The organism is Streptomyces sp. TLI_185 (assembly GCF_003814765.1).
In the GTDB taxonomy this organism is placed as follows: Bacteria; Actinomycetota; Actinomycetes; order Streptomycetales; family Streptomycetaceae; genus Streptomyces.
The window spans coordinates 5,779,225-5,791,253 of record NZ_RKRB01000001.1 but is presented as its reverse complement, the minus strand read 5'-3'; the positions used below and the strand labels follow the sequence as shown (position 1 = coordinate 5,791,253).

The 12,029-nt window shown below is 71.7% G+C and carries 11 protein-coding genes; 5 read left to right on the top strand and 6 right to left on the bottom strand.

Features of this window, described 5'->3' with window-relative positions; genetic code table 11:
• Window positions 1-149: 149 nt before the first annotated feature.
• The gene (locus EDD92_RS26665) at window positions 150-1,400 is read left to right on the top strand and encodes a low specificity L-threonine aldolase (protein ID WP_185124136.1); all 1,251 of its coding nucleotides are present in this window, start codon (window positions 150-152) and stop codon (window positions 1,398-1,400) included.
• On the opposite strand, the gene EDD92_RS26660 is transcribed toward EDD92_RS26665, so the two are convergent.
• Window positions 1,390-1,605, bottom strand: coding sequence for a hypothetical protein (locus EDD92_RS26660; RefSeq protein ID WP_123966668.1), 216 nt, complete (start codon window positions 1,603-1,605; stop codon window positions 1,390-1,392). The two genes, EDD92_RS26665 and EDD92_RS26660, sit on opposite strands and share 11 nt — an antisense overlap.
• Window positions 1,606-1,762: 157 nt before the next feature.
• Between EDD92_RS26660 and EDD92_RS26650 the strand changes: the two genes are divergently transcribed.
• Complete coding sequence (locus tag EDD92_RS26650) at window positions 1,763-2,866, top strand: DUF5937 family protein (RefSeq protein WP_123966666.1); 1,104 nt, start codon at window positions 1,763-1,765, stop codon at window positions 2,864-2,866.
• 15 nt (window positions 2,867-2,881) lie between these two features.
• Here EDD92_RS26650 and EDD92_RS26645 read toward each other — a convergent pair whose 3' ends face one another.
• Together EDD92_RS26645 and EDD92_RS26640 are read right to left on the bottom strand one after the other, a co-directional pair.
• On the bottom strand, window positions 2,882-3,553 hold the full coding sequence (locus tag EDD92_RS26645) for a response regulator transcription factor (RefSeq protein ID WP_123966664.1): 672 nt from the start codon (window positions 3,551-3,553) through the stop codon (window positions 2,882-2,884).
• Between the two features lie 115 nt (window positions 3,554-3,668).
• Entirely contained in the window at window positions 3,669-4,868 is a 1,200-nt protein-coding gene (locus tag EDD92_RS26640; RefSeq protein WP_030942622.1) for a sensor histidine kinase, read from the bottom strand.
• A 118-nt stretch (window positions 4,869-4,986) separates the two neighbouring features.
• Here EDD92_RS26640 and EDD92_RS26635 point away from each other — a divergent pair, with 118 nt between their 5' ends.
• Complete coding sequence (locus tag EDD92_RS26635; RefSeq protein ID WP_123966662.1) at window positions 4,987-6,000, top strand: SAM-dependent methyltransferase; 1,014 nt, start codon at window positions 4,987-4,989, stop codon at window positions 5,998-6,000.
• A 40-nt stretch (window positions 6,001-6,040) separates the two neighbouring features.
• Here the strand turns inward: EDD92_RS26635 and EDD92_RS26630 are convergent, their stop codons facing one another.
• Window positions 6,041-7,192 (bottom strand): NADH-quinone oxidoreductase subunit D, encoded by a 1,152-nt coding sequence (locus tag EDD92_RS26630; protein WP_123966660.1) that lies wholly within the window; start codon window positions 7,190-7,192, stop codon window positions 6,041-6,043.
• Window positions 7,193-7,223: 31 nt separating this feature from the next.
• Between EDD92_RS26630 and EDD92_RS26625 the strand changes: the two genes are divergently transcribed.
• Together EDD92_RS26625 and EDD92_RS26620 are read left to right on the top strand one after the other, a co-directional pair.
• Window positions 7,224-7,736, top strand: a complete 513-nt coding sequence (locus EDD92_RS26625) for a PH domain-containing protein (protein ID WP_123966658.1) — start codon at window positions 7,224-7,226, stop codon at window positions 7,734-7,736.
• A complete protein-coding gene (locus EDD92_RS26620) occupies window positions 7,733-9,070 on the top strand; it encodes a PH domain-containing protein (protein WP_123966657.1) in 1,338 nt (445 codons plus the stop codon). Before EDD92_RS26625 ends, EDD92_RS26620 begins: the two co-directional genes overlap by 4 nt.
• A gap of 127 nt (window positions 9,071-9,197) precedes the next feature.
• Here EDD92_RS26620 and EDD92_RS26615 read toward each other — a convergent pair whose 3' ends face one another.
• Both EDD92_RS26615 and EDD92_RS26610 read right to left on the bottom strand, forming a co-directional pair.
• A complete protein-coding gene (locus tag EDD92_RS26615; RefSeq protein WP_123966655.1) occupies window positions 9,198-10,580 on the bottom strand; it encodes a hypothetical protein in 1,383 nt (460 codons plus the stop codon).
• Window positions 10,581-10,715: 135 nt separating this feature from the next.
• Window positions 10,716-11,843 (bottom strand): esterase family protein, encoded by a 1,128-nt coding sequence (locus EDD92_RS26610; protein WP_123966653.1) that lies wholly within the window; start codon window positions 11,841-11,843, stop codon window positions 10,716-10,718.
• Window positions 11,844-12,029: the final 186 nt, after the last annotated feature.

The following is a 12,029-nucleotide window of genomic DNA, read 5'->3' as shown; positions in this document are numbered from 1 at the left end:
ACCGGACGATTTCTCGTCATGTTAACGCGATCGGTTCGAAGGGCGTCCGGTTGTCCACAGGCTGTGGGTTACGCCACGGCGCCGGCTCAGGGGAAAGCCTGTGGAAATCCGAGTGCTCGCCCGGACCCGCGCCAGGCATGATCCAAGGCATGAGCGATGCGGCGCAGCAGGTCGAGCGGCACTCCGACCCGACACCGGACGAAGACCAGATATCAGACGAAGAGCGGCGCAAGCGGCGCCGTAAGCGACGCATCGGCGCACACCGGAGCGCGGAGCGCGTCCTCGCACGCCCCGGTTTCCTCGGCACGCTCCGGGAGCGCCTGGCGCTGCTGGACGGCGCGCAGGATCTGTACGACCTGGACGAGCCGGCGGACATCTACGGCAACGGCGTCGTCGAGACCCTGGAGGAGAAGGTCGCCGGGCTGCTCGGCAAGGAGGCCGCCGCGTTCTTCCCGACGGGCACGATGGCCCAGCAGGTGGCGCTGCGCTGCTGGGCGGGCCGCACCGGCAACCCCACCGTCGCCCTGCACGCGCTGTCCCACCCCGAGGTGCACGAGCGGAACGCGTTCAGCCAGGTCAGCGGGCTGCGCCCGGTCCGGGTGACGAGCGCGCCCAAACTGCCGACCGCCGACGAGGTACGCGACTTCGAGGAGCCCTTCGGGGCGCTGATGCTCGAACTGCCCCTCAGGGACGCCGGTTTCGTGCTGCCGTCCTGGGAGGAACTCACCGAGGTCGTGGCGGCCGCCCGCGAAAGGGACGCCGTCGTGCACTTCGACGGCGCACGCCTGTGGGAGTCCACGGTCCACTTCGGCCGCCCCCTGGACGAGATCGCGGATCTCGCGGACAGCGTCTATGTGTCCTTCTACAAGTCCCTCGACGGCTTCGGCGGCGCCGCGCTGGCAGGCCCGAAGACCCTCGTCGACGAGGCGAAGACCTGGCGGCACCGGTACGGCGGCCAGATCTTCCAGCAGTTCCCGACGGTGCTGTCGGCCCTCGCCGGGCTGGAGCGCGAGCTGCCCCGGCTGCCCGAGTACGTGGCCCACGCGCGCGTGGTGGCCGATGCGCTGCGCGAGGGCTTCGCGGCGGCCGGGGTGCCCTGGATGCGCGTCCACCCCGAGGTGCCGCACACCAACGAGTTCCAGGTCTGGCTGCCGTACGACCCCGATGTCCTCGCGGAGGCCGCCGTCCGGCACGCAGAGGAGACGGGCACGCTCCTGTTCGCCGATGCCTGGGACCGGAAGGGCCCGGGTCTGGCCGTCACCGAGGTGAACGTCCGGGCCGCGGGCCTGGAGTGGACGGCCGACGACGTGAAGACGGCGGTCACCGAGTTCGTGTCGCGGCTCACCGAGGAGGGCGGCAAGGCGGAAGCGGTCCGTACGGAGGGGGCGGTCAGCAAGTAGAGCGCCGCCGCAGATGCAGCCACCGGCCCAGGGTCTGCCGTATCCGCCCGTGGGCCGGACGCCCGGAGACGACCGCACGGAGCTGCCGGTGGTCGCGCACCTCGCGTACGACCTGCCAGTCGTCGGCGCCGGGCGCGGGCGGGTCCGGCTGGCCCAGCTTCCGGGCCCGGTAGGTGTCGAGGAGGTACTGCTGCGTGATGCTCATGGCTGTTCGCCTTCTCGGGACGTGGAGACAGGGATTCGTGGGCTCCGCGGCTGCCCCGGTGCTCCAGGCTGCGCGGCTTCGGCCGCGAAGTCGCGTCGATTGACGGCCGCCGTCAATCGGCGCCGGCGTTGTCAGTGGCGGGGTGCACCATGAGGTCATGAGCGTGCACATCGACATCGCGGGGCTGCGGCCGGAGAGGGTCGCCGTCGTCCCCTCACCCCTGGCCGAGCTCGGCATGGCGCTGCACGCGCTGTCCGAGCCGGGCCACCATCCCGGCCTGCAGGGCTGGGTGACGGGAGTGAGGGCCCGGCTCGACTCCCATCTCGCCGACCGGATGTGCGAGGCCGACTTCCTTTGGCGGACGACGTTCTCGGACCTGTTCCTGCCGTACGCGGGCATCCCGGGCGGCGCGGCACTCCCCGGGGCCACGCTCGCCGAGGAGCTGGACCTGCTGGACAAGCTGACGGACGAGCAGTTCGTGGACGCGGCCCTGGAGTTCAGCTGCGCGATGCCATACGGCGACGGGCCGAGCCCCCTCGTCGACGCCGGGCTGCGCCGACGCGCCCTCGAGCTGGCCGCCGCGCGGGGGCCGGGGCAGGTGCGGTTCAGCGAGCTGCTGCTGACCGATCCGCCCAGGATCCGGGGCTGGCTGCGCCAGTTCCTCCAGGACTGCGACGAGGCGTTCTTCGCGGAGGCCTGGTCCCGGCTGCGCCACCAGCTCACGGCGGACGCCCGCCACAAGACCGACCTCCTGCGCCGCAAGGGCCTGGCGGAGGCGCTGGCCGCCGTGTCCCCGGTGGTCACGCTGGACGAGGCGGCCGAACGGATCACGGTCGACAAACTGAGCGTCGGCCGTACGGCCACGCAGGACGGCGGCCTCCTCCTCGTACCGACCAGCTTCGGCTGGCCCCACCTGTCCGTCCTGTACCGGCACGGCTGGCAGCCGGTGCTGCACTACCCGGCCGGCTCCCCCGAACTCGCCGCTCCGCCCTCCGTCGAGCAGCTGGCTCTGCGCATGACGGCCCTGTCCCACCCCGTCCGGATGCGCATCTGCCGCTACCTGGCCCGCAGCGCCTACACCACGAGCGAGCTGGCGCAGACGCAGGGCATGACGGCCCCGGAGATATCCCGGCACCTGAGCGTCCTGAAGAAGGCGGGCCTGGTCACCACGCGCCGCCGTGGCCGGTACGTCCAGCACCAGCTGGACATAGCGGTGGTGGCCCGGCTCGGCAGCGACTTCCTGGAAGGGATACTCCGCTAGGACCCGTACGGCCCGTCAGCCGTGCCCGCCCGCGCGCACCAGACCCGTCTCGTACGCCAGGACCACCACCTGCACCCGGTCCCGGAGCCCCAACTTGGTCAGGATGCGGCCCACATGGGTCTTCACGGTCGCCTCGGAGAGCACCAGCCGGGCCGCGATCTCGCCGTTGGACAGGCCCTGCGCGACCAGGATCATGACTTCGCGCTCGCGTTCGGTGAGCCGCTCCAGCTCCTTGTGCTGGGGCTCCTTCCCGACGCTCGGCAGCATCGGCGCGAACCGGTCGAGCAGACGGCGCGTGGTCGACGGGGCGACGACCGCGTCGCCGCTGTGCACGGCACGGATGGCGGCGAGGAGTTCGCCGGGCGGCACGTCCTTGAGCATGAAGCCGGAGGCGCCCGCCTTCAGCCCTGAGAAGGCGTACTCGTCGAGGTCGAAGGTGGTCAGGATCAGCACCTTCGGCGGCTCGGGCTCCGAGCAGATGCGGCGGGTGGTCTCCACGCCGTCGAGCTTCGGCATGCGGACGTCCATGAGCACCACGTCGACGGCGGTCGAGCGCAGCACCTGGAGGGCCTCGACGCCGTCCCCCGCCTCCGCGACGACCTCCATGTCCGGCTGGGCGGCGAGCACCATCCGGAACCCGGTGCGCAGCAGCACCTGGTCGTCGACGAGCATCACGCGGATCGTCATCGGGACCTCTTCCGTTCTCTTCCGTTGCGGCGGTTTCCGTATGCGGGGGGTTGCTGTCCGCGGGGTTTGCTGTCCGCGGATCGTTACAGGTGTCAACACGGGACGTACGTAGGCGTCAGTGTGCGGGTTTCAGCGGGAGCAGCGCACTGATCCGGAATCCGCCGCCGGGGCGCGGCCCCGCGTCCAGGGTGCCGCCGACCATACCGACCCGTTCGCGCATGCCGATCAGGCCGTGGCCCTGTCCGTCGGCGCCGCCCTCCTCGTACAGCTCGTGCGGGGCGCCCTTGCCGTCGTCCTCGACGAGCAGGCCGAGGCCGTCGTCGAAGTAGACCAGCCGCACGCTGGCGCCCGCGTTCGGCCCGCCGTGCTTGCGCGTGTTGGTCAGCGCCTCCTGCACGATGCGGTACGCGGTGAGCTCGACGCCGCTGGGCAGCGGGCGCGGGGTGCCCTCGACCTTGAAGTCGACGGGCAGGCCGGAGGTGCGGCACTGCTCGATCAGCTCGTCGATCTGGTCGACGTCGGGCTGCGGAACGTACTCGCCGACCTCCTGGTGCTCGCCGGTGCGCAGCACGCCGAGCAGGCGGCGCATCTCGGCGAGGGCCTGGCGGCCGGTGGAGGAGATGGTCTCCAGGGCCTTCTTGGCCTGGTCGGGGGCGGCGTCCAGGACATAGGCGGCGCCGTCGGCCTGCACCACCATCACCGACACGTTGTGCGCGACGACGTCGTGCAACTCGCGGGCGATCCGGGCGCGTTCGGCCGCGACCGCGACCTTGGACTGCGCCTCCCGCTCCTTCTCCAGCCGGGCCGCGCGCTCCTCCAACTGTGCGAAGTAGGCGCGGCGGGTGCGGATGGAGTCCCCGAGCACCCAGGCGAGCGCGAAAGGCACGGTCAGGAAGACCGCCTTCGCGGCATTGCCCAGCGCGCTCCCGTCCAGCGGCCAGCGCATCTGCGCCATCGGCGCCGCACACAGCCCCACGGCCAGCGCGAGCCAGGAGGCCCATCGAGGAGATGTCGCGGCCACTGTGTAGACGATCACCAGCATGGCGAAGTCGGCGGCCATCGTCTGGACGTTCAGCACCAGCTGCGCCACGCCGAGCCCGATCGTCAGCAGCAGCATCTTCTCCGGCATGCGCCGGCGCAGCGCGATCACCAGACACAGCAGAAACGCGATCGGAACGATCAGCGCCGGAGAGTCGGTGCCCCGGACCGCCGAACTGGCGGTTCCGCTCAGCAGCGAGATCCCGAACAGGAAGACGGCCCAGAAGGTGTCGACCCCTGTCGGGTGTCTGCGGAGGAAGTCATAGAGGCGCTGCACGTAACCCAGCGTAGGGAAGCCAGATGCGTGCAGGGGTCAACCGGAGGACCGATCCGCGCCCGGCGCACATACTCCCCAAGGTGGAGGCTCCCCTCTCCTGCGCGCTTAGCCTGTCCCGGTGGCGGAAGAGACATCGGGCCGGTGGCAGGGCTGGCGGGCGGCGGCCGAAGCCGCGCTGTACGGGCCGGGCGGCTTCTATCGCAGGCCGGAGGGTCCGGCCGGACACTTCCGTACGTCCGTGCACGCGTCCCCCCTGTTCGCCGAGGCCGTGGCCCGGCTGCTGTGCCGGGTCGACGAGGCTCTGGACCGGCCCGGCGCGCTGGCCTTCGTCGACATGGCGGCGGGCCGGGGCGAGCTGGTCGGCGGCGTGCTGACCGCACTGCCCGCCGAGGTCGCGGCACGCACGCGTGCGTACGCCGTCGAGATCGCCGGCCGCCCGGCGGGCCTCGACGACCGGATCGAGTGGCTCACCGAACCGCCCCAGCAGGTCACCGGGCTGCTGTTCGCCAACGAGTGGCTGGACAACGTGCCGCTGGACGTCGCCGAGGTGGACTCGGCGGGCGTACCGCGGCGGGTGCTCGTCCGGCAGGACGGGACCGAACGGCTCGGGGAGCCGGTCGGCGGAGCGGAAGCGGAGTGGCTCGCCCGGTGGTGGCCGCTGCCGGCCGAGGAGGGGCTGCGGGCCGAGATCGGACTCCCCCGGGACGAGGCCTGGGCGGCCGCGGTCTCCTCGCTCGCCCGGGGGCTCGCGGTCGCCGTCGACTACGCGCACACCCTGGATGCGCGCCCCCCGTTCGGCACCCTCACCGGCTTCCGCGCCGGGCGCGAGACGGCGCCCGTGCCGGACGGGTCGTGCGACATCACGGCGCATGTCGCACTGGACGCGTGCGCGGCGCACGGGACGGCGCGGGCACTCTCCGGCGCGCGCCTTCTGCCGCAGCGCGATGCCTTGCGCGCCCTGGGCATCGCAGGCGACCGCCCCCCGCTTTCACTCGCGTCCACCCAGCCCGCCGCATACGTACGAGCCCTCGCGAGCGCCGGTGAAGCCGCCGAACTCACCGCACCGGGCGGCCTCGGCGACTTCGGCTGGCTGCTGCAGCCGGTGGGAATTCCGGACGCACTCCTCGGCTGACCGCGCCCGCCCCGGTTTCTCGGCCCGGCTTCCCGGCCCGCTACTTGTCGATGTCCCCGACCACGAAGAACAGCGACCCCAGGATCGCCACCATGTCGGCGACCAGCGTTCCCGGCAGGAGTTCCACGAGCGCCTGGATGTTGTTGTACGAGGCCGAGCGCAGCTTCAGCCGGTAGGGGGTCTTCTCGCCCTTGCTGACGAGGTAGTAGCCGTTGATGCCGAGCGGGTTCTCGGTCCACGCGTACGTGTGGCCCTCGGGCGCCTTCAGGACCTTGGGGAGCCGCTGGTTGATCGGTCCCGGCGGCAGCTCGGCGAGCCGGTCGAGGCAGGCGTCGGCGAGGTCGAGGGCGACGTGGGTCTGCTCCAGGAGCACCTCGAAGCGGGCGAGACAGTCGCCCTCCTGCCGGGTGACGACCTTCAGGGTGTCCTGCAGCTCGCTGTACGCGAGATACGGCTCGTCGCGGCGCAGGTCGAAGTCGACGCCCGAGGCGCGCGCGATCGGCCCGCTCACGCCGTAGGCGTGCACGGTCTCGGCCGCCAGCGCGCCCACGCCCCGCGTGCGCCCCCGGAAGATCTCGTTGCCGAGCACCAGGTCGTCGTACACGTCCATGCGTGAGCGCACGGCGGCGACGGCGGCACGCGCGCGTGCGGCCCAGCCCGCCGGCAGGTCCTCCTTGAGGCCGCCGACGCGGTTGAACATGTAGTGCATACGGCCGCCGGAGACCTCCTCCATGACGTTCTGGAGGACCTCGCGCTCCCGGAAGGCGTAGAAGACCGGGGTGATGCCGCCGAGCTCCAGCGGGTACGAGCCCAGGAACATCAGGTGGTTGAGCACCCGGTTGAGCTCGGCGAGCAGCGTGCGCGTCCACACCGCGCGCGTGGGCACCTCCATGCCGAGCATGCGCTCCACCGCGAGGACCACACCGAGCTCGTTGGAGAAGGCCGACAGCCAGTCGTGGCGGTTGGCGAGCATGATGATCTGGCGGTAGTCGCGCGCCTCGAAGAGCTTCTCGGCGCCGCGGTGCATGTACCCGATGACCGGCTCGGCGTGCATGATGCGCTCGCCGTCCAGCACCAGGCGCAGCCGCAGCACGCCGTGCGTGGACGGGTGCTGCGGCCCGATGTTGAGCACCATGTCGGTGCTCTCCGCGGCGCCGCCGATACCGACCATGGTCTCCGTCGTAGGAGTCATGGACCCAGTCTCTCCTACGTACGCTGGCCGTATGGAGACGGGGAGCACGCAGAGCACGGGGACGACGGGGGACGAGTCGGCGGAGCCGGTGTGGATCGGGCTGCCGCCCGGTCTGCTGCGGATGCGCCGGCTGCTGCTGGTGGTGTGGCTGGGGCTGCTGGCCCTCGCCCTGGGCCTGCTGCTCGGGCTGCTCGCCGGGCCCGTCTGGGCGGCCCTCGCACTGCTGCCGCTCGCGCTGGCGGCCTGGGGCTGGGGGCTGCTCGGCCGCAACTGGCGCTCCTGGCGGTACGCCGAGCGGGCCGACGACCTGCTGATCAGCCGGGGTGTGCTGTGGCGTGAGGAGACCGTCGTGCCGTACGGGCGGATGCAGCTGGTCGAGGTGACCTCGGGGCCCGTCGAGCGGCACTTCGGGCTCGCCAGCGTGCAGCTGCACACGGCGGCCGCGGCGACCGACGCGACCATCCCGGGCCTCGACCCGGCCGAGGCGGAGCGGCTGCGCGACCGCCTCACCGAGCTCGGCGAGGCCCGATCGGCGGGTCTGTGACCACGCCGGGCGTCGACGACGCCGTAGCCGCGAAGGAACCCGTCACCGAGCGGCGGCTGCACCCCGTGACGCCCCTGAGGCGGGCCTGGGCACCGGTGGCCGTGGTCATCGGGTGGGCCGTGCACGATCCCGACCAGGCGCAGCAGCAGCTGACCAGGCTGACGACCACCACCCTCCTGGCAGCGCTCGCCGTCCTGGTCCCGGCCGCCTCCCTGTACGGCTTTTTGACCTGGTGGTTCACGCACTTCGCGGTGACCGAGACCGAGCTGCGGATACGGACCGGCCTGCTGTTCCGGCGCACCGCGCACATCCGGCTGGAACGCATCCAGGCCGTCGACATCACCCAGCCGCTCCTCGCGCGCGTGGCGGGCGTCGCCAAGCTCAAACTCGACGTCGTCGGGACGGACAAGAAGGACGAGCTCTCCTTCCTGGGGGAGCGCGAGGCGCGTGCGCTCCGCGCCGAACTGCTCGCACGCGCCGCCGGGTTCGCGCCCGAGACGGCGCACGAAGTCGGCGAGGCGCCGGTGCGCGAGCTGTTGCGCACGCCGCCGCGCGACCTCGCGATCTCCGTCCTGCTGACCGGCGCCACCTGGTGCTCCCTGGCGGCCGCGCTCGTCGTCCCGCCGGTGCTCTGGCTGGCCACCCACAGCGTGTGGACGGTCCTCGCGACCGGCGTGCCGCTGCTGGGCGCGGCGGGCGCGAGCAGCGCGGGGCGGTTCGTCGGCGAGTACGACTGGACGGTGGGCGAGTCACCGGACGGGCTGCGCATCGACCACGGACTCCTCGACCGCACGCACGAGACGGTGCCGCCCGGCCGGGTGCAGACCGTGCGGATCGTGGAGCCGCTGCTGTGGCGGCGGCTCGGCTGGGTGCGGGTGGAGCTGGATGTGGCCGGTTCGTCCAACTCCGTGCTGGTGCCGGTCGCTCCGCGGGCGGTCGCCGAGTCGGTCGTCGCGCGCGTGCTGCCCGGGGTGACCGTGCCGCCGGCCGAGGAGCTGTCACGGCCGCCTCGGCGGGCCGGGCGGTGTGTGCCGATGTGGTGGCGCGGCCAGGGAATCGCCGTCACCGACACGGTGTTCGCGGCCCGGCACGGCCTGCTGCGCCGGAGCCTGGCGCTCGTGCCGCACGCGAAGGTGCAGAGCGTGCGGCTGGTTCAGGGGCCCTGGAAGCGGCTGTGGCGGCTCGCCGACGTACATGTGGACACGGGAGCCGACAAGACCGTGACGGCCCGGCTGAGGGACGCCCAGGAGGCGGCGGAGCTGCTGCGGGGGCAGGCCGAGCGGTCACGGACAGGGCGGCGGGACGCGCTGCCGGACCGGTGGATGGCGCCGTAGGGCGATGACCCGGCGGCGCCGCGAAAGCTGAGGCCGGGAATCCAAAAGCCCGGGAAGCGAGGATCCCGGGCAAACGAGAGCCCCGGGCCGTCAGAAACCGCCCGGGGCCGTCAGGTGACCGAAGGTCTCAGGAAACCGCGCTCCGCAGCCCCTGCACGTCGATCTGCTCGGTCTCGTCGTGGGCCGTCAGGTCGATGACCTGGCCGACACCGGAGGCCGGCGCGTCGGCAGGCTTGAACTCCGCCTCGGCCTCGGCCTTGTGGACGGCGAGCGCCTCCTGGCCGACCACATCGGCGAGGTCCTCGTTCTGCACGGCCTCCAGGGCGTCCTGCGCCCCCTCCTCCTTCGTACCGAAGAAGTCGAATCCGCCCTCGACCGTCGGACGCCGCACAGGGGCGGCCGGTACGACGGCCACCGCGGTCGGTGCGACGAAGTGACCGGCGGGCTGCTGCACGGGCTGGGCGGCCGGGACGTGCCCGGCCGAAGTGGTGGCGGCCGCGCGCTCATGCCCGTCGACCGCCTGGGGCTGCCCCTGCGACTCATCCTCCTGGGCCGCGGCCTCGGCCTCACCGGTGGCGACCTCGGTCGCGGTGGCGGCGGGCTCGGCGGCGCCGGGCTCGGTCGGGGCCGCCTGAGCTGCCGCCGGGTCCGAACCGGCCTTCACCGTCACCGGCTCGCCCTTCGGGGAGACGTCCTTTGAAGGCTCGTCACCCTTGGGGGAGCCGCCGCCCTTCGGGAAGTCGTCGTCCTCGGGGTCGGTGTCGTCCTCGGCCTCGGCGCTCGCGGCGTCCTGCGAGTCCGCCTCACCGTCCGGGCCGCCGTCGTCCTTCGGAGAACCGTCACCGTCCTCGTCGAACTTCGTCAGCGCCGCCTTCGCCCGCAAGAACAGCTTGGAACCCTCCGGGGAGAAGATCGCCGGCGCCGCCGGCTCGTCGGCCATGCCCTCGGAGACGTCCGCCGAGGCAGCCACAGCCTCGGTCTCCTCCACCAGGGGCTCCGTCTCCGCAGCCGCCGCACCGGCCACCGGGACGGGTGGCAGCGCGCGGGCCGGTGCCCCGGCCTCGATCTCGAGCAGGCGGCGGCCCTCCAGGGCGCTCGCACGCTCGGTCTCGGCGGTGGCGTACCGCCGCAGCAGCGCCGCGTGTTCGTTGCGCAGTCCCGCCAGTTCGGCGCGCTTCGCGCGCAGCCGCTGCTCCAGCTTGGCGCGCAGCTCGCGCGATTCCTCGAGGTCGGTCTCCAGCTCGGCGACCCGCTCCTCGTGCCGCCACTCGTCGCTCGCACGCGCGCGCGTGAGGTCGGCGACCTGCTTGCCGGCCTGGGTGTCCCAACGGCGCATGACGGCCGCACCGACGACCGCCGTCGCCGCGGCGGCCGCGGCTATCACACGGAGCACGGCCTGTTGTGAGAACACCCACGGACCGAAGGCGCAGACGAAAGAGACGCCTGCGATCGCCGACGGTGGCAGCAGTCTGTGCAAGGGCGGGGAATGGCGGTGACGTCCACGTGGCATGGCCAGAAACTTACCGCGCGTAGGCGAGTGTTGGCGCCCCGCCCCGCAAAAACACAGCCATACCGAAACGTTCACAGGGCATCAGGAATAGGCCTTTGCCTAATTCAGCAAGATCATCACCTGTGGGAACCCTGGTCACCGGTCGCTCAGCCGCCCGCTGATCCACTGCAGCGTCGCGGGAATCTCCCGCCTCCACGTGTTGAAGTTGTGGCCGCCGCTGTCAAGGATGATCGACGAGATCCGCGTCAGGTTCGTGGCCCGCACACCCTCTATGAACTTCAGTGTCGCCTTGTAGTTGGATTCCCCGATCTTGCTGCTGGTGACGAGCAGTGAAGTGTCCGGGGAAGGCAGGTGCTTGATGCACCACCACAGGTCCGCGCGGTTGCGCAGCCCCTTGTCACCGTGGAAGAGATCGCCCGTGGTGGGGTCGACCGGCGCCTTGTAGTACGGCGACAGACCCGCCCCTGCGGCATACACCCGGGGGTGGTGCATGGCGAGCTTCAGCGCACAGTAGCCGCCCGTGGAATCGCCGATGATGCCCCAGCTGCCCGGCTTTTTGCCCACCCGGTAGTGCGCGAGTACGGCATCGGGGAGGTCCTTGGCGAAGAACGTCTCCGTCTTCGGACCGCCCGGGATGTCCACGCATTCCGTGTCCCGCGGCGGCGCCACCGTCGGCCGCAGCATCACCAGGATCATCGGCTGCATACGGCCGTTCTTCGCAAGGCCCTGGGCCGTACTCGGATAGTGCAGTTTGTCCACGAGCGCCTGTGCGGTGCCCGGATATCCCGTGAGGACGACGGCGGCGGGGAACGTACGCGTGCGGTACTGCGGCTGGAAGTACTCCGGCGGCAGATACACATACGCGGGTGTGGCGATGTTCGTCGTACGGCCGACGATGTCGACCTTCTGTATCTGGCCGCCGACCTGCGGCTGGAAACCGGCGGCTCCACGCACGCGTGCCGTGTCGATCACCTGCAGCGGGCCGCCGGAGCCGCCGAGCGCCGTGTGGTTCACGACCACACCCTGGGCCTTCTCCTGGCCGAACAGGTCCGCCCAGCTGGCGTAGAACCCGAAGGCCTGGTTGGCGGCGAGGCCGACCGACAGGAAGAGGGCCAGCTGCGTGCCGAACAGCAGCCCGACGCGTCCGCTGACGGCCCGCCAGTTGCGCCGTGCCAGGCGCGGCCACAGCCACACCGTGCCCACGAACAGCAGTACGGCGAACATCACTGCCAGCAGCAGCACTTTGTTGCTAGTAAGACCCATGACCTGCTTCCTGCCTGCGGTTTCCACCCGGATCCCGCATACCTTCGCGAGAGCTTGTCCGGGACTTTCCTCGGCCTTTGGACCGGCTTTGAGGAGAGGTTGGAACCTTGCTCCCCGAGACACCGTCCTAGAGGGCGCAATGTCGCCGGATGCCCGAATCGGGCCCGGATCCAAGGTCTCTCGCAG